The 23133-nt window shown below is 34.2% G+C and carries 20 protein-coding genes; 3 read left to right on the forward strand and 17 right to left on the reverse strand.

Going from position 1 to position 23133, the window contains the following annotated elements; all coding sequences use genetic code 11:
- Window positions 1-20: 20 nt before the first annotated feature.
- The 7 genes from QYS47_RS15520 to QYS47_RS15550 form a co-directional block, all read right to left on the reverse strand.
- Entirely contained in the window at window positions 21-227 is a 207-nt protein-coding gene (locus QYS47_RS15520) for a hypothetical protein (RefSeq protein WP_302123140.1), read from the reverse strand.
- A 383-nt stretch (window positions 228-610) separates the two neighbouring features.
- Window positions 611-868, reverse strand: coding sequence for a hypothetical protein (locus QYS47_RS15525; protein ID WP_302123139.1), 258 nt, complete (start codon window positions 866-868; stop codon window positions 611-613).
- Between the two features lie 18 nt (window positions 869-886).
- A complete protein-coding gene (locus tag QYS47_RS15530; protein WP_322347047.1) occupies window positions 887-1171 on the reverse strand; it encodes a hypothetical protein in 285 nt (94 codons plus the stop codon).
- Window positions 1172-1496: 325 nt separating this feature from the next.
- Window positions 1497-2684 carry a 6-bladed beta-propeller gene (locus QYS47_RS15535; protein ID WP_322347048.1) on the reverse strand — a complete coding sequence of 396 codons (1188 nt, stop codon included), beginning with the start codon at window positions 2682-2684 and terminating at the stop codon, window positions 1497-1499.
- Between the two features lie 40 nt (window positions 2685-2724).
- Window positions 2725-3708: a DUF1028 domain-containing protein gene (locus QYS47_RS15540; protein WP_322347049.1), complete on the reverse strand. Its 984-nt coding sequence runs from the start codon at window positions 3706-3708 to the stop codon at window positions 2725-2727.
- Between the two features lie 21 nt (window positions 3709-3729).
- A complete protein-coding gene (locus QYS47_RS15545) occupies window positions 3730-4662 on the reverse strand; it encodes a proline iminopeptidase-family hydrolase (protein WP_322347050.1) in 933 nt (310 codons plus the stop codon).
- 124 nt (window positions 4663-4786) lie between these two features.
- A complete protein-coding gene (locus QYS47_RS15550; RefSeq protein WP_322347051.1) occupies window positions 4787-8164 on the reverse strand; it encodes a GEVED domain-containing protein in 3378 nt (1125 codons plus the stop codon).
- A gap of 615 nt (window positions 8165-8779) precedes the next feature.
- On the opposite strand from QYS47_RS15550, the gene QYS47_RS15555 reads away from it, so the two are divergent.
- Both QYS47_RS15555 and QYS47_RS15560 read left to right on the forward strand, forming a co-directional pair.
- Window positions 8780-9916 carry a serine hydrolase domain-containing protein gene (locus tag QYS47_RS15555; protein WP_322347052.1) on the forward strand — a complete coding sequence of 379 codons (1137 nt, stop codon included), beginning with the start codon at window positions 8780-8782 and terminating at the stop codon, window positions 9914-9916.
- Window positions 9913-10518: a hypothetical protein gene (locus QYS47_RS15560; RefSeq protein WP_322347053.1), complete on the forward strand. Its 606-nt coding sequence runs from the start codon at window positions 9913-9915 to the stop codon at window positions 10516-10518. The genes QYS47_RS15555 and QYS47_RS15560 overlap by 4 nt, the downstream gene beginning before the upstream one ends.
- A gap of 7 nt (window positions 10519-10525) precedes the next feature.
- Here the strand turns inward: QYS47_RS15560 and QYS47_RS15565 are convergent, their stop codons facing one another.
- The 7 genes from QYS47_RS15565 to QYS47_RS15595 form a co-directional block, all read right to left on the reverse strand.
- The gene (locus QYS47_RS15565) at window positions 10526-11533 is read right to left on the reverse strand and encodes a glycosyltransferase family 2 protein (RefSeq protein WP_322347054.1); all 1008 of its coding nucleotides are present in this window, start codon (window positions 11531-11533) and stop codon (window positions 10526-10528) included.
- A complete protein-coding gene (locus QYS47_RS15570; protein ID WP_308355823.1) occupies window positions 11526-11864 on the reverse strand; it encodes a YbaB/EbfC family nucleoid-associated protein in 339 nt (112 codons plus the stop codon). The genes QYS47_RS15565 and QYS47_RS15570 overlap by 8 nt, the downstream gene beginning before the upstream one ends.
- 2 nt (window positions 11865-11866) lie before the next feature.
- The gene (locus QYS47_RS15575) at window positions 11867-13792 is read right to left on the reverse strand and encodes a T9SS type B sorting domain-containing protein (RefSeq protein WP_322347055.1); all 1926 of its coding nucleotides are present in this window, start codon (window positions 13790-13792) and stop codon (window positions 11867-11869) included.
- Window positions 13789-15279 (reverse strand): histidine ammonia-lyase, encoded by a 1491-nt coding sequence (gene hutH / locus QYS47_RS15580; protein WP_322347056.1) that lies wholly within the window; start codon window positions 15277-15279, stop codon window positions 13789-13791. Before hutH ends, QYS47_RS15575 begins: the two co-directional genes overlap by 4 nt.
- 4 nt (window positions 15280-15283) lie before the next feature.
- On the reverse strand, window positions 15284-16660 hold the full coding sequence (gene hisS / locus QYS47_RS15585; RefSeq protein ID WP_302123087.1) for a histidine--tRNA ligase: 1377 nt from the start codon (window positions 16658-16660) through the stop codon (window positions 15284-15286).
- 155 nt (window positions 16661-16815) lie between these two features.
- Window positions 16816-17433 (reverse strand): rhomboid family intramembrane serine protease, encoded by a 618-nt coding sequence (locus QYS47_RS15590; protein WP_302123085.1) that lies wholly within the window; start codon window positions 17431-17433, stop codon window positions 16816-16818.
- A complete protein-coding gene (locus QYS47_RS15595; protein WP_302123084.1) occupies window positions 17433-18413 on the reverse strand; it encodes a polyprenyl synthetase family protein in 981 nt (326 codons plus the stop codon). Before QYS47_RS15595 ends, QYS47_RS15590 begins: the two co-directional genes overlap by 1 nt.
- Window positions 18414-18771: 358 nt before the next feature.
- Between QYS47_RS15595 and QYS47_RS15600 the strand changes: the two genes are divergently transcribed.
- Entirely contained in the window at window positions 18772-19407 is a 636-nt protein-coding gene (locus QYS47_RS15600) for a peroxiredoxin (RefSeq protein ID WP_322347057.1), read from the forward strand.
- A 79-nt stretch (window positions 19408-19486) separates the two neighbouring features.
- Here QYS47_RS15600 and QYS47_RS15605 read toward each other — a convergent pair whose 3' ends face one another.
- The 3 genes from QYS47_RS15605 to QYS47_RS15615 all read right to left on the reverse strand — a co-directional run bounded on the left by QYS47_RS15605 (window position 19487) and on the right by QYS47_RS15615 (window position 23080).
- Entirely contained in the window at window positions 19487-20029 is a 543-nt protein-coding gene (locus QYS47_RS15605; RefSeq protein ID WP_308355816.1) for a hypothetical protein, read from the reverse strand.
- Window positions 20030-20192: 163 nt separating this feature from the next.
- Window positions 20193-21902, reverse strand: a complete 1710-nt coding sequence (locus QYS47_RS15610; protein WP_322347058.1) for a M3 family oligoendopeptidase — start codon at window positions 21900-21902, stop codon at window positions 20193-20195.
- 71 nt (window positions 21903-21973) lie between these two features.
- Window positions 21974-23080 carry a ferredoxin--NADP reductase gene (locus QYS47_RS15615; protein WP_322347059.1) on the reverse strand — a complete coding sequence of 369 codons (1107 nt, stop codon included), beginning with the start codon at window positions 23078-23080 and terminating at the stop codon, window positions 21974-21976.
- Window positions 23081-23133 lie beyond the last annotated feature (53 nt).

Genomic DNA, 23133 nt, shown 5'->3' on the forward strand with positions numbered 1-23133 from the left:
TTAAATTAATTTCAAAAATTTCACAAACAAACTTTAACAACAGCTCCACCATGACATTTAGCTACTGCTTGTGCGCTTTCGGAACTTAATTCACCTCCATCAATTTTTTTTAGTGCTTTTTTCAATTTTCTACAGCCACAATTAATAGCCAATGCCTGAGCTGTCATTCCACTACCTAAGGAAAGTAGGAAAAATGCTATGAATGTAATTCTTTTAATTCGTTTCATTTTTAATGAATTTGAGATTATAAAATAGATTTAATATCAATTCAATACTATACTACCATAAAAGAAAATGAAAACTAAACTTTATCCGTGGCGCCTTAGGGATAGGGAGGATAGTCATTCACTTTACAAGGTTTTGGTCAAACTAAATTCAGACTAAATCCTAACTTTTGAGTGTTAGTATTTTATTGATATCCAAAGAAAAATAAACTATTTAATTTTTCCTAATTCATTACAAGTGTTTTTTTGTATTCAAATTATTTTAGTAGTTCTTTATAGCCCTTAAAATTAATTTGAGCTTGTTTTTAGTACATTTCACTTTTATATAAAATATTTTTATGTGTTAAAACATACATTAACAATATAGATGAATCACGGGTATGGATTCACTCAATACCCATAAATTCGAGCTCATAGGCAGGCTCAAAGGCGGTGTTTTCTTCATAAGATAGTATATTCCAATTCACCATTTGTTTTTTGTTTCTTATAAAGCCCTTATTATTTCCCAATCGCATTTCAATTCTTAATGCCTGGCTTGATTGCTTATATTGTTGGAATGATATTTCATTATCAATTTGATAACCCACCAATTCAATGGCTATGACGATTGGATCATTTTTTGAAAATATGATTTTTTCTGCCAAAAAATCAGTTTCAATTACTTACTTTATTTTTCTGGCATATACCTTATTTGTTCTACTTGTAATCAAATTGGATGGCCGTCCATTGTCAGCTAATTCGTAAACATTTATCTTAATCAAGGGAGGGTGCTTACCTAATTTCACTGGTATTTTAACATTTGTTAATTGAACTTGATTGAATTCCTTCAACTCCACCACCATTCCTAATTCAAAGGAAGACATACTTAATACCATGAAGGTAGTCTTGTATTTGCCTTCAGGATAGATTGAAATTTGAGAGTCATCCACTGTTTTATTACCACTCACCTTAACTTCCTCAAGAAGGATTGGACTAGGTTTTAAGTAAATGATGTTTTCCGATAAATCATTTAAAAGGATGAGCGTATCTTTATAATTGATATGCGTGATTATTATCGAATCTGCTTCAATTGAAAGATTCCCTTCTCATCAGAATAAGTACCTGATCCATTTATCATGTTAATATGAGCAAATTGAACTGCAGCACTATCTTTTTTGATTTAATAGATGAAATTCTTGAGCATTGGTAAAAAACAAAGGTACACTAAGAAAAAGCGTCAATAAGTATTTCATTTATTGGGTTTTAGGTTAAAATAAATCAAAGTAATAAAAATCAAAACCCATTAATCTCGCACTTCACAATAGCAAGATTATCTCCATCTTCAAAGTTTTGAATTTTTGATAGTAGTGTTTGGTTGAGATCACTTTTTGATGAGTTTTTAATTAGCTCTTCCTCCAGATTTTCATTTTGGGCTTCTAAGCTTACTATAAAATAAATATGGTTGCCATTCATGGCTATGGGTCTATGCTGATATCCGATTTTTTCTTCAGTTTGCAACCCGAAAACATCATTACTGATCTTATCAACAACAGTTGATTCGCCTGTTTTGGTATTGGTATATACATGAAAATCCTTTTCCTTTTTTCTTACTAAAGCAAACATTAGGTCTTCTTCCAACAGAAAATTTCCTAAGCCATAGGCATATCCGCTTTTGGCCATAGCTTGGCTAAATTCTCTGACATCTTGATAGGAATTATCCAATAATTCGGCTGGAATGTTATCTTGACCAAAATCAAGATATAAAGAGTCTTTTACCCCATCTTCAATCAATTCATAAACATGTTGATTATAAACCTGATAGAAACTGGCGGGATTTTTCGAAAAATTTCTTGGCTCGATAAAAAGCATAAAATCTGCTTTTTGCTCATCAAAAGGGAGATAGCTTGCTTTCACTTTTCCTTTATTTCTATTCCAAATTTGCATTTGATAACCTGACTTTCCAGCATAGAAATTTCCTCCATAGAGGAAATAATCTTCTCCATTCAAACTCATTAAGCTTTTTGTCCCCTGCATAAGCTCATTTTGATAGACTGATTTCAAATTACCTTCCAAATCAAATGTTAATATTTTTCCGGACTGACCATCCAAAAGCTCGATTTGGCCATCTGGATTGATAAAAAAATTACTTAGTTCCTGATATTGATTAGGCCCCTCTCCTTTTTCAGATATCAATATCTCATTACCTGTAATCATGTTTTTAATGAGGAGATAATCTAATCCCCAACCGCAATGAAGCACTAAATAGTCATTATGTACGGAGACTTTCATTAGATTATCCACCACTAAACTGTCAGAAAAATAAATAATATCCTTAAGCTTGAAATGATCACTTGCTTTGAGCGTTTTCGCTTCATCCAGGTTAATCTGAATGGATTGGAAGGAAGTTTTTTCACCTTCTTTACTACCTCCACATGAAACAATTAAAAAACTAACGGCTACTAAGCATAAAACTCTAATCATAGACTAAATTCCAAAAACGAATAAACTGTATATCTTAATTTTACTTCAATAATTTCTTTAACTCTTTATCCTCCACATTGAGCAATCCTACTTTAGGTAATCTCTTCGTCAGCTCGCGCCAATTTGCATCTTCAGCATATATTTTTTGAAGCATTTCAACTGCTTTATCAGTTTTCCCGTCATTGGCTAGAGTAATAGCCGTCCAATATTGCATTTCCAAATTGTCCGGAAACATTTCCATGGCCGCATTATACTCATTCATGGCTTCTTGCATCTGCGCTTTTTCTACATATAGATCACCTTGATTCATATGCTGGTAGGCACGATACACCTTAACTAATCTGTTCAATTCCTTTACAGGATTCTCATGATCATCCACTCTCAAATCTAATACACTATCATTCCATGGTTCATCGCTAGCTTCTGGCTTAACAATTAACAAGGCAGCGGATTGCTTTCCTCTTATATCTCCGCCTTGAGCTTGAGCGGCTTCTAAAACTTTCACCATTCTTTCCGCTAATGGCAAATCGCTGTATTTTTTCCAAGCCTTTTCCATTTCGGGAACCACGGTATCGTTTAGCATCATATTGGCTTGCACGGAAAAATTTTTTCCATTCGCATGACCTGCTTCATCAATACATTTAGCTCCCGTGTGAGTTGCCACTCTTCCTTTAACATCCAAAATAGCAACTTGTCTGAAGGCTTTACCTTCATCATTATTCAATAGACTATCCAAGGCTTCCTGTGGGCTTAAACCAGACTTTAGCATAGCTAAACCTCTCATGCCAAATGATTTATTGGTGAAGGATTGAGTCGCTACTACTCCAACACCTGCTTCTCCCCAAGATACTGCTGTACCCACACTAAACCAATGGCTTTGAACTGCCACTGCCATTTCTCCTGTATTAGCATCTCTAGCAACTATTGAATAAGTATGCGCTAAAGGATCTGTCGGTCTATTTAATTGAGCAAATAGATTTAAATTCAAGAAAGTGATAAGTATTATTAAGAATGACTTTTTCATATTTAGATATTTATAGTATGACTATTCAATAGAATTTAAAAAGCTAGATAAAATTTCATTATACCCCTCCTGATTATCATTTAAGGTTGAATGACCTGCACCCGCAACTACGGCAAATTCAGAGTTAGATGTTTGTTTACTGAAATACTCGATCGTTTCAGGTCTTGCTTCATCAAACTCCCCTGTAACAAATAATGTTGGGACTTTTATATTCGGTAATTCATCAGAAGCATCAAAATCTTTAAGAGTACCTGTACATCTAAATTCACTTGGCCCCCACATATAATTATAAATCACACTATTAGATGATGCATCTACCGTATCCATTGGATGTTTCTTTCTTTCCGTTCTTACACCAAATTTTCCCCAATAATAATTATTAGCTGAATCATATGAAGCAGTGGTGTAGTTTCCAGTCTCATTTGCTTCATATATAATTTCTTGATAACGCTCAGGCAATGTAGTTACTAAAGTATCAGCATCTGCTTCCCATCTTGGCGTGCTAATTAGCGGACTACTCAATATCATAGCCTTTATACCTTCTGGATGTTGTGAATAATATTCAAGAGCTAGGGCTCCTCCCCACGAATGACCTAACAGATAAAATTCATCTAACTGAAGATCATTCACCACTTTATGAACTTGCTCCACAAAATGCTCAACTGTCATAAGTGTAGTATCAGTATGATAATCTGATCTTCCGCTTCCTAGTTGGTCAAAAAGTATAACTTTTCGGCTCTTATTTTGGGGGCTTAATTTGTAGAAATACCGATGAGTTCCTCCGGGGCCACCATGCAGTGTTAAGATAGGAGTTCCATCTCCTTCTCCCATTACTTTATACCAAATCTCCCCTCCTTCAACTTTAACTTTCCCTTCATGAGGTTTTAAACTTTCATTTTTCTGGCACCCAAAAAATAGAATTGTAAAAACCGCTGCTACTAAAAATCTCTTCATACCTTATTTTTCAATTAAATCTCAAATTAATAAATATAAAATTAAAAATAGAAGTAGAAATTATAGACATAAAAAAAGCGTATGAGACAAGGCCCCATACGCTTCATATTTAATTAATTTAAACTTACTTAACCATGAAATTAGCACTCACCGCTTCTTTAACGGTATGAGCTTTAAGAATATACATTCCTTTCTCTAAGGTACTAACATCAATAACATTTAATTCGTCTGCAGTAGAAATAGTTCTGATCAATGCACCATTGCTGCTGTAAATTTGAATTCCTTTAGAAGCATCAATATTCTTGATATTTACATTCAATTTATCAACAGCTGGGTTTGGATACATATTATAAACTGAAATATTATCTTCTTTCCCTAATAATTCAGAACCTAAGTCAGCCATTGCAAAATTAGCAGGACTATCTGTGATATTTATGGTATAATCTTCCACCTCACCGTATGAGAATACTTCACAAGGAGTAGCTTCTGCATTATACTTCATCGTTACTCTCATTCTTGTAGTACCTGTTAAAGCAGTAGAAGGAATATTTAAGGTTGCACTTAGTAAATTGCTGCTGCTTGATGATCCGTTTACTAATCTTTCACCAGATGAGAAAGTACCATCCTGATTTAAATCAACCCAGATGCTCCAGTATTCAGTATAACTGCTTCCGCTAAATGCAGCTTGAACGTTCATAGAAGTAGCTGCACCTCTCTGTACATTTGCTACCTGGCTAGTGAAATCAGCATATCCACCATTGTCTCCACTTGTATTGTCAATAGAACCTAATACTACTCTCTGAATCCATTCGTAGCTAGAGTTATTTCCGCTTGAATTACAATAAGTAATTACAACTGGTGCATCCGTAGTAAAGAAACTAGAAGATGAATAAGCACTATTACTGCTTGAACAGTTACTTCTAACCTGCCATTCATATTGAGTTTCAGCAGATAATCCACTAACACCAGTTGAATTTGAAGAAGAAGCTAAAGTGGTCCAAGTAGAAGTTCCGTTTACTCTAATTCTTAATGTATAATCATTGGCAGCGCTTTCGCTCGACCATGATAAGGTAGCCGTATTTTCACCTATACTTGAAGCTGATAAGCTAGTAGGTACAGTACATACTTCAGGAGTACCTTCGGTAATATTAACTGTATAATCCTCAACTTCACCGTATGAGAATGATTCACATGCAGTTGGCACGCCATTATACTTCATTGACACTCTCATAGTGGTATTACCAGAAAGAGCTGATGCAGGAACTGTAAAGCTTCCGCTTACTGGTGTAGCTTGAGTAGCAGATTGCGTCCAAACTTGCTCACCAGCGTCAGAGAAATCTCCATCCTGATTATAATCAATCCATACACTATAACCTTCACTGTAAACAGTACCTGTCCATTCCGGAGTAACCGTAATAGTTGCAGGATCCCCTTTACCTAAATTAGTTGATTGAGAAGTGAAATCAGCATAACCAGAAGCAGCAGCACCAGAAGAATTATCTAAACTTCCTAACTGTACTCTACCAATATACTCATCTGCCACGCTGTTTCCATTAGAATTACAATATACTAATTGAACTTCAGTAGTAGTGAAATTAATACTTGCCGAATAAGCAGAATTTGTTCCGCCAGAACATTTGCTTCTCACTTGTGCTTGATATTGAGTAGTTGCACTTAAACCTGTTAAAGTAACAGAGCTAGCAGAAACGCTTTCTACAGTCCAAGTTGAAGTACCAGCTTGTCTGTATCGAACATCATAAGTAGCACCCGTAACTGCATCCCAACTTAAATCAGCTGAGTTAGAACCTACATTTGATGATCCTAAATTAGTTGGTGTAGTAGCCTCACAAACAACTGGAGTACCCGATACACCAGTTACAATTAATGAGAAATTTTGGCTGCCACTATTTAAAGACCCCTTATGAGTAACTGTAATAGTATAAGTACCACTTGCATTATTTATATCAACTCTCTCGTAAGGATCTACATTATTATCACCTTTAGCATTGCTATTTACGCCTGTTAATCTGTATGGCTGATAGGTATTTGAACTTTGAGTTACTCTGATATCTAAATCATTTACTAAAACTGGAGTACTTAAATTAGTTGTACCCGTGTTTGCAGTTCCTCCTAAATCAGTCCATGAAATTGACGCTAATAACGGACTAACACCATCAGACTCTACCGTGATAGTATAAGATTCACCATTATTTAAAGTTAATTCTTCAATTTTACTTTCATTGCCAGCTGCAGTAATCGTTTCAGCAGCTCTTTTAGTATTCATTAATCCCCATCCAAAAACAGCATCAGGACCTGTGATCCCTGCATCATCTGCAGTATGAAGTGCTAATCCTTTAAGAGTAGCCGCTCTCATATAATTACCAAAAACATTGTTAGCATGCTCTTGTAATAATAATAAGCTACCTGCTACATTTGGAGAAGCCATTGAAGTACCTGTAATGGAGTTATAAGCAGTATTACTACTTTCATAAGTTGAATACACGCCAGTACCGTTACCTGTAATATCTGGCTTAATTCTGTAATCATCAGTAGGACCTTCACTCGAAGAGCTATTTATGGCAACCGCAACTAAATTACCATTAGCATCAATATTTGCGTCCTGAGCGTTAGCCACAACCATATTGTTTTTAGCCGTTGAATGACCTGATAATTTATCGAATGAGCTATTACCACCTAATGGGCTACCATTATAACTGTTTTGGTTTCCATCATTACCGGCAGCTACAACCATCATGTAATAAGGTGAATTATACATTAGATTATCCCAATCTCTTGATTCCGCAATGTAAGCACCAAAATACCAATCAGGTAATTGATCACCTCTATATCCATAAGAGTGGTTAGATATTAACATACCTCCTGCAGCGGCAGATGTAGCTTCAGATAAATCGTTATTCCAATCATACCCTACTGCATTTGCATGGGGAGCCATTCCTTTCGCTTGTGGATCAACACCAGATGCTATAATAGTACCTGTAACGTGAGCCGAGTGATAATTCAATGTGGTAGTTCCATCTCCGATAGAAAACCTATTTGTACCACCTGCTCCATCATACTCTTGGTGAGAAGCTCTTGCAAGGCCCCCATCCCAAACATGAGCAGTCATGTCATCACCCATTAAGTTTAGGCCTAAGCCTCCACCAGAGTTTAACCAATTAGCTCTTGTTGATCTTGCTGCATCTACATTGTAAGTGATATAATAAATGGGTTCTCCACTAGGGGTCAGCTTTTGTAATTCAGCTATTCTTCCATCATCAAACTGCATTCTAACTTCCCAACCTTTTTGTTTGGCAACTTTTATAGCCTGCTCCTTTTCTTTTTTTGCTTTGGTTGCAAAATCAACTTCAAGTTGTTTTAGTGTTTGAATATTATACTGATTAGAAATTTTCTTCCTCTGTTGCAATGTTTGAGCCATTGCTGTGCTTGTGAGCAACACGCAAGCAAGCACCAAAAAATTTAGTCTAGTAAAAATTGTTCTCATGTGATTTAGTTTAGGTTTAAAAATTATTGTTAGTTAGTGATAAAAAATTTATAATATAATTATTCTAATATTTACATGTGTTTAAATTTATATTTTTAACTGAATACTCTTCCCAAATGTCAATCGAGACTTTTAATACACTCAATAAAATTAATGTAAGTACATTATATGTATTTGATATTTTACTAAAAGAAACGATACAATAGTTATTAAATAAACTGAAGGGTTTAGGGAGCATTAGGGTCAGGTTTTGATCTTGATATTTGAACTTTTAATTGCATACAATTACAATTATAAGAATAATATTCTGTAAATCTAAAATTTTACGCAACATATCACTTTCAATTTTACGAGCTAATAAATATATACTTATGTAAAAACTAAGTTTAAACCATTATAAAACAGAAATTAAACCTATGTAAGTTTTTAATTTTTTTTCATATTTTTTATTAATGATCCTAACGGAAAAGTTATATAAATCTAAAAGAGATAAAATATCTACAAAACATACTATTATTGAATAATTCCTATATATTGACTTATCAATTCAAGATAACAATAAACAAAATCATAGAATTTGATTTAAATTGTATTTCCAAACAACTCATCAGTACCATGAAGAAAACACTTTTAGTATTTATAGTATGCTCATTATTCTTTTCAGAATTATTCAGCCAGTATTATCCTGATCAAAATTGGGAAAGAAAATCTGCAAAAGAACTAAAGCTTAATCAAGCATTATTAGATAGCGCAGTATCTGTGGCTGAAAATAATGAAAACGCTGTTAATAAAGATTTAAGAATTGCCATCATGGAAGCCTTTTCACGTGAGCCTGATTTTGAAATACTGGGGGAAGTAAAAGAAAGAGGTGGACCTGCAGGCGTGATTATTAAAGATGGATATATAGTAGCTGAGTGGGGCGATATAAACCGAGTGGATATGACCTTCAGTGTAGCCAAAAGTTATTTATCTACTGTAGCTGGACTTGCACTAGACGAGAACTTAATTTCTGACATTAATGATAAAGCCTACCATTACGTTTGGGATGGCACTTTTTCAGGAGCTCACAATAAAAAAATCACTTGGGATCATTTATTAACGCAATCCTCTGATTGGTCGGGTCAACAGTTCGGATTGTATGATTGGGCCGACAGACCCCCAAGAGAAGGTGAAATTGATGATTGGAGAGCCAGAAAGCTTAATGAACCTGGTACTTTCTATAAATATAATGACGTTAGAGTTAATGTATTAGCCTATTCACTATTACAAGTTTGGAGAAAACCATTGCCAGTGGTTTTAAAAGAAAAGATCATGGATCCTATAGGCGCATCTACAACCTGGCGATGGTTAGGCTATGATAATTCTTATGTGAATGTTGATGGATTAAAAGTACAGTCTGTTAGCGGTGGTGGTCATTTTGGTGGCGGTATATTTATCAATTCATTAGATCATGCCAGATTTGGATTACTATTCTTAAGAAATGGTAAATGGGGCAATAAACAACTAATATCTGAAGACTGGGTGAAAAGTGTTCAAGAATCTTCAACCGCAAACCCAGACTATGGTTATTTATGGTGGAACAATAGCCAGGAAAAATGGGAGGGTGTATCCAAAGATGTTTATTATGCAGCTGGTTTTGGTGGAAACTATATTATCATCGATGAAAAAAATGATATGGTGGTAGTAAGCAGATGGATAGACAACTCGAAGATTGATGATGTGATGAGATTATTACAGGAGGCAGTGAAATGAAGTACTACTCATTATATCTTTTTGTTTCATGTTTATTGATTCAGCCATTATCCATTTCAGCACAATCTACTTTTCAGAATGGTTATATTGTTACTAATGAAAACGACACTATATTCGGTCAAATAAAGGATCGAAGTGCAGAACCTTTTGGAGAAATATTCAAAAAGGTTAAAATGAAAAAAAAGTGGATTTTCTATAAAAAGTATAGCCCAAGAAGTATCAAAAGCTATAAGATTGGTGATAAAACCTATGAATCTATTTGGTACGATAGCTATACAGAACTTTTTTCCATATTTCACATAAGCAAAGCAGACCAAGGCGAAAAAACCTTTATGCGCCTAGCGGTAGATGGGGAACTGAAATTATACTGGAAAGAGTATAGAGATCACGCTAATAGTGATGGCTATGAAATAGCCATCCCCTTTTTCAAAAAAACAAATTCTTATGAAATGGTAAGAGTAACCCAGGGTGTTTTAGGATTTAAGAAAAAGCTATTACGGAATTTCTTTTCAGACTGCCCATCAATAGTAGAGAAAATTGACAATGGTGACTTTGAAGTGCCGGAACAAATAGCTCTTTATTACAATTCAAGCTGCAACTAAAGGCTGATTATAATGTAAATTTCAACTTTGTAAAGCTTTTAAACCCTTTCAAAAAATAGGCTATAATTATAGAGCGTGAAAATACTTCAGGGTGAGTAAAACCTTCCTTTTCATTTTGGGAATACTTTTTACTCATTTTTCGGAAATCACGATGTGCTTTACTTATAGATTTAGCATTTGAATACTTCCCTACTACCGTAAGCTGAATAAAGGCTATATAATCAAGTATTGTTCTTTTGAATTTAATTTTTACAAATTCTTTTTGGCTTAAATTCTTATAAAGCAATAACCAGTTATTTCTAAAATTAAGATAGGTTTTAAAAGGACTTTCGGTATTTAAGGTTCCACCCCCAACATGATAAACCGTACTTTTCCCACAATAGTAAATCTGTTTTCCTCTGTTTTTAGCTCGCCAGCAAAAATCTATCTCTTCCATGTGAGCGAAAAATTCAGCGTCAAGCTCGCCTAATTCATGAAAATCTTTTGCTCGTACGAATAAACACGCCCCGGTAGCCCAAAAAACCGATCGATTATCATCATATTGGCCTTGATCCTTCTCTAAAGTAGAAAAGATACGGCCTCTACAAAAAGGATAACCTAAAAAATCTATATAACCACCTGCAGCACCAGCATATTCAAAATATTTTTTATTATGAAAAGACCTAATTTTAGGTTGACAGGCTGCAATTTCTGTATTCTCATCCATGAGTTCAACCACAGGTTCAATCCATGATTTTGTAGTTTCAACATCAGAATTAAGCAACACATAATACTCTGCTTCTACATATTTAAACGCATAGTTATAACCACCAGCATAACCTAAATTTTCAGGTATCTTAATAAGTTGAATTTCAGGAAACTGAGATTCTAAGAAGTGAACAGAATCATCAGTTGAGGCATTGTCAGCCACAATCACCTGATAAGGGCTTGAGTTTTCTAATACATTAGGCAGAAATTGTTCAAGATAATTTCTGCCATTATAATTTAATATTACTACTGCTACTTTATTAGCCATTGAACATATTACCTAAGTCCATTCCAGGTATATTAGGCAATACCCCATCAGTAGCTTTTTTCATTTCTTCTTTAGCAAGACCATCTACCTCTTCCATAGCTTTATTTACAGCCGCTACAGTCAAATCTTGAATCATTTCCTTGTCTTTATCATTCATTAATGATTCATCAATCTCGATGCTGATCACTTGTTTTTTACCATTTACTGTTGCCTTCACCATTCCAGCACCTGCTTCACCATCTGCTGTAATGTGAACAAGGTTCTCCTGAGCTTGCTTTACTTTGCCCTGAACCTCTTTAATCTGTCCCATCATTTTCATCATATCAAACATAACTATCGAATTAAATTAAATACTCCACTTTTAAAATACTCTTCACCAAATTCGTCTACAACACGAATTGAATACGCATAGGTTCCCTCAGGAGCAGGGCGATTAGTTAAATATCCATCCCAGCCTATTTCTATATCATTACTTCTAAATACTAGTCCGCCCCATCTGTTATAGATACTAAATTCAACCTCATTTATAAATTTACCCCTTACTCGTATCACTTCATTTAATGCATCACCATTTGGCGTGAAAGCTGATGGAACAGAAAAAATGGAAGGTATCTTAAATCTCACAAGATTAGAAAATGAAGTTAGACCTGTCTCAGAAACTGCCTGAACCTGGTAAAAAACTAATTGATCATCCGTATCCGTTAAGTCCTCTTGAAAAGTAGTTTCTAAACCTATTTGCTCTCTTGAAATAAGATTCAAATCATTATCATATTTTGATAAGAAATAATTCGCGAGATTATTGGAATATCCTGTATATTCATTCCAGTTAAAATTTAGTATGTTGTCGTTTTGATTTAGTGTCAATAATATGTTTGAAGCTATGGTAGTAACTGGCGATATTCCTCCACAATTATTAGTGTAAGAAACTGAATAATAAAATTCTCTTTCAAAAAAAGCAAAACCAATATCCGTAAAACTATTTTGCTCTATCTCTGCAATTCTGGTAAAGTCATCTTCAAGCCTTTGCTTTTTATACACTATGAAATTATTAGGATTTAGTCCTGCTGGTACTTCCCAGCTTATTTGTAGCTCTGTATCAGATATAACATTCAATGATATTTGATCGATAGGGATAGTAGGTGAGCCTGTAAATGAAGTTACAGGTTTAATCAATGAAGATATTTCTATTCCTGATTCACTTACAGCTACTATTTGATAATCATCGCTTTGTCCACACAATAAATTCTCATCTAAAAAGGTGGAACTGCCTGAAAATATCAGTTCACCATTTTTAAAAACTCTACTTTCTTGAAAAGATTGAGAATTCCAACTTAATAAATTCCCTCTTTCCTGTGCTTGAGCAGCAAACTGAATAGTACACAACTCCTCTGAGCTTAAAGTTTCTCCTGAACATAAGCTTGAAGTAACAATTCTAACGCAGTAGAAATTTCCATCAATATCTAAGTTCTCAAAAGTATAATTACCTGAAGTTTGCCCACTGATTAGTTGAACATTCTGATAATTATCTTTCCCGTTCTCACTTAATTGTAATTGATAAGTTTGGTTTGCGTTCAATGAGTAGGCAATCTCAAAACTTTCATCCGATAGTATTTCTAAACTATTAAGGCTTGCAGCAGATTCTTGTTGATCAATGGGTATAAAAGATTCAGATGAGGTATTATTTTGACAGTTATTATTTCCAGTTCCATCGAAAAAGGGAGTTATTGATACGGTATATTCTATTTCAGGATCAGCGTAAGTATGACTTATTGGAAAATCACTGGACTGAACGCCTGTAAGATTAGAACCATCACCAAAATTTATATCATAACGGTCATAAATATCATTTTCTTGATTTAAATCAAAAATTGTATTGTCAGTACAATTCGATATTAACACCTCTACGGGTATTGATTCAAATATACTAACCGATATACTGTCATATACTTGATCATTTGGCAATTGCCTTAAAAATAATATATCGAAATTTCCTGCGTCATTATAGATAAAGCTGAAATCATCTGAAGACTGTGCTGGATTACCGAAGCATGAATTATTTGCTGCTAGATCCGATAAATCAGCATCAAAACAGATAAATACAGTACCTACGGTGTCTGTTGGAGTAAGAGTAATTCTTGTACCTTCACAACCTTTCAAATAATTTACTGTAAATAAACCATTTTCACTTTCAAAACTTCCTTGAGCTAAAAGTGCAAATGATAAAACAGTAAGAAATATAGATAATAATAGCTTTCTCAAATCTTGTAATTTTTAATAAAGTGTACTGCCTTCACTATGTCATCATGCAGTACTCGATCATCCTCAATCAACGAAACATCTTTTCTAAAATTACTAATTATTTTTTCTAATTGAGAACTTGTCCTCAATGGCCGTCTAAATTTAATAGCTTGAGAGGCATTTATCAACTCTATTGCTAATATCTGATATGTATTTTCTATGATTTTATACAATTTAGTTGCGGCATTTGCTCCCATACTTACATGGTCCTCTTGTCCGTTTGATGAAACAATGCTATCTACGCAAGCAGGAGTACATAATTGTTTACTCTGACTCACTAAACTAGCAGCACTATATTGTGGTATCATTAAACCCGAATTTAAACCCGGATTCATTACCAGAAAATCAGGTAATCCTCTGCTTCCAGAAATCAACTGATAAGTTCTTCTTTCTGATATATTACCCAGTTCAGCTAGCGCTATAGCTAAAAAATCAAGCGCTAATGCAAGAGGCTGACCATGAAAATTCCCACCTGATATTATTTCACCTTCTTCAGGAAAAATATTGGGATTATCCGTTACTCCCGCTAACTCTTTTCCAACTATTGACTTAACATATTCTATGGCATCGTAACTTGCACCATGCACTTGTGGAATACACCTAAAACTATAGGGATCCTGCACATGCACTTTTTCCTGCTTGATTATTTCGCTACCCTCTAGTAGTTCCAAAATCTCTTTTGCTACGATCTTCTGCCCATCCTGATTTCTGATCAGATGAATTTTTGAATCGAAAGGTTCGGGTCTTCCATCAAAAGCATCTAAAGAAAGAGCTCCAATATGGTTAGCCCAATTTATAATTTCCTCCGCAGCTAAAGCAGAATGCACTCCAAAAGCATTCATGAATTGAGTACCATTTAAAAGAGCAAGACCCTCCTTCGCTTTTAAATGGATAGGCTCCCAATTTTTCTCTTTTAATAATTGCTCACCACTAATTTTTTTGCCTTGAAAATAAACTTCACCTTTTCCAATTAACGGTAGCGATAAATGAGCTAATGGTGCTAAATCTCCTGAAGCCCCCAATGAACCTGATTCGTAAACAACTGGAAATATATCATCATTATAGAAATCTATGAGCCTATTAACGGTTGCTAATTGTACACCACTATGACCATAAGTTAGGGACTGAATTTTTAGCAATAGCATAATTTTAACTATGCGTTGATTAATTTCAGGACCAGTCCCACAAGCATGAGACATCACTAAATTAACTTGAAGTTGCTCTAAATCAGATTTTGAAATATTTCTATTGTATAAAGAACCAAATCCTGTATTAATTCCATACACTGGATCCTCAGAGCTTTGTATATGGTTATCTAAAAAATTTCTGCAGTTCTCTACAGCTTCAATGGCTTTATTAGCTAATTTGATTTTTAAATCATCAGCTAATATCCTCCTTATATTGGCAAGGCTTAGGTCGTGATTACCAAGCTCAAAAAAATTGCTCATAGTTTTAAAAATGTTTCAATATGCTATCCAAATTAAGGTTATCCTGAGTTCCATCCTGCATATTTTTAAAAGTAAGTTGGCCGGTTTTCACCTCTTCTGAACCAACCAAAATCACATATGGAATCTGTTTATCATTGGCGTATTTCATTTGCTTTTTTAGCTTTACTGGCTCAGGATAAAGCTCCGCTTTAATGTTAGCATTTCTTAATCTTTGTAGAACCTTCAAACTATATTTCCAGCTTTCATCATCAAAGCTAACAATTAATACTTGAGTGCTACTCTCGGAATTTTCAGGGTATAATTCTAATTCATCCAATACGTCATAAATTCGATCTACACCAAAAGAAATTCCTACTCCTGACACATCAGGCAAACCAAAAGTATCGGTTAAGCCATCATATCGACCGCCTCCACAGATGCTTCCCATTTTTACATTTTGTGGCTTTACTTCAAAAATAGCCCCTGTATAATAGGATAGCCCTCTTGCTAAGGTAACATCTAATTCAAGTTCTGGAACATTGGCCCCAAATGAATCTAATATATCAAAAACTTCATTTAACTCAGCTAATCCTTTTTGCCCTAGCTCAGAGTTTGAAAGGAAATCCTTTAAAAATGCTAACTGATCTTTATTACTACCCGATAATGAAAATAAAGGACTTAAGGTATCAATAGCAGATTGCTCAAAACCTCGCTCAATTAATTCTTCTTTTACCTTTTCTTCACCAATTTTATCAAGCTTATCAATCGCAACTGCAAAATCAGTTTCTTTACCTGCAGCGCCCATTACTTCAACTATACCCGAAAGAATTTTTCGATTATTGATTTTTATAGCATATTCTAAACTATCAGGCTTTTTAGTTTGCAGAAGCTTGAAAACTTCTTGGATCATCAAAACAATTTCCGCTTCGCAAAGCATAGAGTCAGTACCAATAGCATCTGCATCACATTGATAAAACTCTCTATATCTTCCTTTTTGAGGTCGATCTGCCCTCCATACGGGTTGAATTTGATAACGCTTAAATGGAAAGCTTAAGTTATGTTGATTCATTACTACATAGCGCGCAAAAGGAACTGTAAGATCGTATCTTAGGCCTTTCTCCGAAATCTTAGGTTGTAGTAATTTGGAATCTTTTAAATCTGACTCTTGAGTTTTTGAAAGAAAGTCTCCAGAGTTTAATATTTTGAAAAGTAATTGATCGCCTTCATCTCCATACTTACCTTGTAAAACACTTAGGTTTTCCATGGCAGGCGTTTCAATTGGAGCATATCCGTATTTTTGATACACCTTTTTGATGGTATCTAAAATGAAATGCCTTTTAGCCATTTCTGCTGGTCCAAAATCACGAGTTCCTTTAGGTATTGAAGGCTTTTGCTTACTCATTTCTTATTCTTTAATTTGGCGCAAATCTACGAATTTTGTTATAAAAATCTGCCTTTAACAAAAGTTTGACCCAAGTTTCACTCACTACTTTTCTTTACCAGCCGAAGTAAAAAAAGAAAAGCTTTTGAATGAATCAAAGCTTTTGAATGGATTAGTTAGAAAATACTGAATGTACTCAGCTGATCTATAAAATGAGGAATCACTCCAGGCCAAATCGCAACGGTAATCACTATTCCATATAAAGCACCAAATAAATGGGCATCATGATTAATATTTCCAGCTTGCCTTTTCCCTTGATAATAGGAATAAATAATATAAATAGCACCGAATATAAAGCCTGGCAAGCATAGAATACCATATAAACAAAGATCAGACATTGGGTTAAAAAGAATACTGCTGAAAACAACAGCAGAAACTGCTCCTGAAGCACCTAAAGCATTATAATTTGGGTTGTCCTTATGTTTTATTAAGGTTGGAATATCTGCTATTACGATAGCTGACAAATAGAAGGCAACATAAAGTATAGTTCCATAACTACTAATCTGGTTGAAATAGAATTCAACAGCATCACCAAAAAAGTAGAGCGTTAGCATATTAAAAATCAAGTGCACATAATCAGCGTGTAGAAAGCCTGAAGTAATCAGTCTATAAAACTGTTTTCTATGCACTACTTGATATGGATTAAACATCCAGGCATACATTCTTGTATGATTATTAAATGCAGGAATACTGATAATGCAGGTAACAATTATAATGATTAAAGTAGTACTCATTATTGCTCTCTGTTTATTAAATAGGTGAAAAATTCTTTTATGATTTCTTTCTTGTCATTCGATGCTTCCAAATCAGATAAATTTTGAAACGCCTTCTCGAAATACTCATTCATCTTTCTTTCTGTAAGCTCTTTTATTTTTAGCTCATCATAAATCTTTCGAACTGCTATTACTTTCTCATTCTTATCAAACTCCTCCTTTTGTAGCCAATCATTAAGCTCTACTTTATTTTCACCTTGCGCTAATTCTTTTGCTTTTATTAATAAATAAGTCTTTTTGTTTGCAATGATATCCCCGCCTACTTGCTTGCCAAATTTATCTTGATCAGCATATACATCTAATAGATCATCCATCAATTGAAACCCAATTCCCGCATTTACTCCCATTTGATAAAGCAAAGCTTGATCTGCTACATTATCCATTGCCAGTATACCTCCAAATTCTAAACTAAAACCAAGCAAAACTGCTGTTTTTAGTCGAATCATATTGATGTATTCCTTTTCATGTACAACATCTTCCTCTTCAAAATTCATATCAATTTGTTGGCCTTCACAAACCTCTATTGCACATTGATTAAATTTCTCAAGAATTACCTTCAACTTATCAGTAGGGCAATATTCAATTAACTGTTGGTAGGCTTTCACTAACATCACATCTCCAGATAAAATAGCCACGGGACTATTCCACTTTTCATGAACTGTTTCTTTCCCTCTTCTTAAAGGAGCATTGTCCATGATGTCATCATGCATCAGCGTAAAGTTATGAAACACTTCAACCGATACAGCTGCAGGGATTATATCCTTGGGTTCCGGATGATAAAGCTGATAAGCAAGCATAGTTAAAAGAGGTCGCATTCTTTTCCCTCCTAATGACATAATGTAGCGAATGGGTTCATATAATTCCCTAGGTTGTTCACCAAAATTTTCTTTTTCAATTGCTGAGTTAATTGATACTATATATTCTTTAATAGATGCGTTCATATTCAAATTTTAAAACCTAAATATAGCCTTAATTAAAAGCCCGAAAAATGAAAACTAGCTAAAACTAAAAAGGATTAAAGTTTTTGACTGAAATAGTGTAGAATAATTTGATCCTTTACTTTCTTCTCAAGACAAAATCTGACTTTAGTAAGAATTTTTTATTATAGATATTCTCTATTTTATTATCCAAAATATCAATCTATTCTTTTAGAGTAAGAATTGCTAAAAAATAATGATAGCCTTACCTTTGCAACTCAATTGGACGGGAGGTTTTGTAATCATTAGATTGAGACCAACTGATAAATTGAATTAACAATTAGAAATTTAATTTTTTAAATCTAAAACTTAAAAGAATAGTATGTCTTTAGTAGGAAAAAAAGCCCCAGTATTTAAATCAGGAGCAGTAATTAACGGAGAAGAAATAGTAGAAGATTTCTCATTAGAGCAGTACATTGGTAAAAAAGATGTTATGTTCTTCTTCTATCCAAAAGATTTCACTTTCGTTTGCCCAACTGAGATATTGGCATTCCAAGAGAAATTAGCTGAGTTCGAAAAAAGAGGTGTTGCTGTTATAGGTGCATCTACTGACACAGAAGAAACTCACTTAGCTTGGTTATTAACTCCACAAGAAAACGGTGGTATCGAAGGTGTTAATTACCCATTAGTAGCTGATGCTTCAAAAACTATTGCTAACAACTTTGGTGTTTTAGCTGGTGATTGGAACTATAATGAAGAAGGTGAATTAATTTTCGAAGGTGCTCCAGTAGCATTTAGAGGTACATTCTTCATCGATAAGCAAGGAATTGTTCGTCATGAAACAATCAATGATTTACCATTAGGTAGAAATATTGACGAAATGTTAAGAATTGTGGATGCTTGGCAACACGTTGAAAAATACGGTGAAGTTTGTCCTGCAAACTGGGAAGAAGGAAAAGAAGCAATGGAAGAGTCTAGAGAATCTGTTTCTTCTTACTTAGCAAAAAACAAAAAATAATCTAATTGATTATTAAAAATAAAACCTGCCCTTTTTAAGAGCAGGTTTTTTTATGTTCATTGCCTAAAATACCATTAGCTTAAAACCAAGAGATTTTATACTCATCGAATTCATCCCCGTCAGCTACTGATTTAACGTACTCTACCTTTGGACTCACTGCCTTGGTTTTTCTAATTAGCTCATCAATTAAACCAAATTGTAAAGTACTATTAAATGTTTGAGTTCTTCTCATGATGATATGCTTAGGAGCTGTTTCCAAAATTTCCCATCCTCTTCCTTCCGGATCTTTAATCATCATGGATGCTACTTTTGCCAAACCTTCCATCATTTCTTTTGGAGAAGCATCACTAGTAATTAAACCATTCGCTAACATTCCAGAATAAGCCGTTGCACCAATCTTTCTTCCTAACCTTCTTGTATTAGCCTGACCTATTTGTGACTCAATCCAATTACACATTGAATTATAAGTTTCCATAGGTACAAATTTCATTGCGCTAGATAAGTCTAACCCATTTGCCATTCTTTTTAGCTCTCTTTGGTAAGAGTCTTTGCCTTCATAAAGATCAATAATGTCTTTTACGAAAGCTGATGATAACGTAACCCCCTCTGTTGAATTATTCATAACTTCATATTTTTTCTTCAAAAATACAAATTGAATACTTACGATATAAGGGTTAAATCACTTAGAAACGTATAGGTAAAATTACTTATTTTTCATTTTTTTGGCTAATCTATTAACTTTTTAATGGTCTACTTTCAACTAAATTTCGAAGCTTTAAGAATCGCTAAATATTTTGCATCTCTGATTTAACAAAATTCATCAATTGACTAATATTTTCTTTACTAAAATCAAACTTAATATTTGCTTTTTCATATACCTCTGGAATTGACTTTGTATATCCAAGCTTTAAGGCTTCCATATAAGATTCCAATCCTTTTTCAGGATTTTCCTTAAAATTCTTCCATACTGCAATTGCACCCAGTTGAGCCATCCCATATTCTATATAATAAAAGGGTACCTCAAAAAGATGCAGCTGTTTATGCCATAAATAATCCTTTATCTCTTCTAAATCTGACCAATCCGTAAAGGAATCAGAAAAGGTATCAAATATTTTATTCCAAGCTTTCTTTCTATCTTCTAAGGTATGGTTAGGATTCTCATACACCCAATGTTGGAATTTGTCAATGGTAGCTACCCAAGGAAGTGTTTGAATAATCCCTTCTAAATGTTCTGTTTTGGCTCTTTTCAGCTCTTCTTCATCATCAAAAAATATATCCCAATAATCTAAGGTGATCAATTCCATACTCATTGAAGCCAATTCCGCTATTTCAGAAGGCGGATTCTTAAATTCTGTTAATTCTAAATCATTCATTAAAAAAGAATGCACAGCATGCCCACCTTCATGTAAAAGCGTTACCATATCTTGTAGCGTAGAGGTAGCATTCATAAATATGAAAGGTACTCCTGTTTCTGACAATGGGTAATTATAACCGCCAGGTGCTTTCCCTTTTCTGGATTCTAAATCGAGATGTTTCATCTCAATCATTTTCAGCAAACAATCGCCTAAATAAGGATCGAGCTTATTAAAAACCCTAATGGTTTTAGCGGTTAAGTCTTCTGCATCATTAAATGGTTTTAGTGATTCCTTGCCCGAAGTATCCACAGCTTTATCCCATGGTTTTAAAGTAATTAAATCTAATTTCTCCTTTCTTTCCTTAGCTATTTCATTTAAAAGTGGAACTACTTCTTTTTTTACGGATTCATGAAAATCAAAGCAATCTTGGGGAGTATAATCAAACCTTCCCATTGATTTGAACATATAATCACGGTAGTTGGCAAAAGCTGCATTTTTAGCCACATCTGTTCTGAGCCTTATAAGTTCTGAAAATAATTCATCTAATTTTGTTTTATCTTCTAATCTTCTGTTGGCTATTTTTTTATAAATACTTTCCCTTAATTCTCTGTTGGTTGATTTAAGCATAACCGCTGCTTGCTGAAGGGTTAATTGCTTGCCTTCATATTCAATTTCCATTCCGCCTAATATGGTCCCATATTTCTGGGAAAGACTTGATATCTCAGTTTCTAACGGAATATTCTCTTCTCTATAAATTTCAACATCTTTCTCCATTTCTCTGATCATGATGTCAAAACCATCCTTCTCTCTTACAGCAGCAAGAAATGGAGAAGATAATGCTTTTTGATTTAACTTATCGGTATAGGGAGCTATATGTGGTTGAATATTTCTTACAAAATCTTCAAATGATTCTGCTAGCTTTTCATCGGCAGTATCACAAGTCATCTTTATATATCGCCAAGCCATTTCCTCTGAAACAACCGCCTCCAATTCACTTAATTTATGAAACCAAGACTCTAATTCTTCTCCTGAATTAATTTCATCATTCAGCAAAGTCTCAAAATAAGGCTTTAATGTTTCCCAATCCTTTACTTTAAAGTTTTTAGGTAAATACTTTCTTTCCGGTATATGAAATTCCATAATTTAACTTTTTAAAATAAAAAAGAGGACAATGTCCTCTTTCTGTATTACTAATATTTTGGATGTATGTTTTATCCTATTTCGATTTTAACATCATTTGAAGTAGGGTGTCCTACACAATTCAATACAAAGCCCTCTTCTTTCTCTGCTTCTGATAATCCTTCATCTTCTTCCATTTCTACAGTACCAGACAATAATTTACCTCTACAGGCTGTACACAAACCACTTTGGCAAGAGAACGGCAAATCAATATCTAAGTCTAGGGCCGTTTCTAATATTGTTTTACCTGCAGGAACAGGGAATTTGTGCTCCTCACCATCAAAAAGAATAGTCACTTCATATTCTTCTCCTCCTTTAGATTCAGGTGCTTTTTTCTCGGCTTTATCAATAGTGCCCTGAACAAAACTTTCCTTAAATACATTTGACTTATCTACCCCGAAATTGTCCAGATAGATCTCAACATTTTTCATCATCCCTTCAGGACCACACATTAAATATTGAGTTTGATCATTACCCCAGTTTGGAATTCTATCTAAAATTTTCTTTAGCATTTCCTCATTCAACAAGCCTGATTCACCTTGCCAGTTAATAGGGGCATCATCCAAAATATGAATGACATGCATTCTACCTTCATATTGATCTTCAAGCTCATCAAACTCTTTCTTAAAAATTACTGATTCAAGATTTCTGTTGGCATAAATTAATGAGATAATGCTATCAGGTTCAGCATGAAGTATTGATTTTGAGATTCCCATCATTGGAGTAATACCACTTCCTCCGGCAAACATAATCAAATGACGTTTCTTGCTGGCCTCTACAGTAGTGGTAAAATTACCCATTGGTTCTAAAACCTGAAGTTTATCACCTTCTTTTAGGTTATCATTCAAATGGTTTGACATTTTACCATTCTGAACTCTTTTTACTGTTACCGCAGGATAATCATCAACCAAGGGTGAAGTACATAAGGAATAAGCCCTTCTTACACTTTCTCCATCTATATCTGTTATAAGTGTTAGAAATTGACCAGCCGTATAGGTCATTTCCCATTCAGGCTTCTCAAATTCTATGATGATAGAATCTGCTGTTGCATTAATCACCTTACGAACCGTTAGTTCTTTATATCTGCTTGATTTCTTAGTTTCTTTATCTTCTTTCTTTTTGAAAAAATTAAATGCCATTCCTTTTAAGTTTTATTTGAGTTAACTCAATGTTTCCATAATAGTTAGACAAA

Origin of the sequence: Marivirga arenosa, assembly GCF_030503875.2 — a bacterium.
Lineage (GTDB): Bacteria > Bacteroidota > Bacteroidia > Cytophagales > Cyclobacteriaceae > Marivirga > Marivirga arenosa.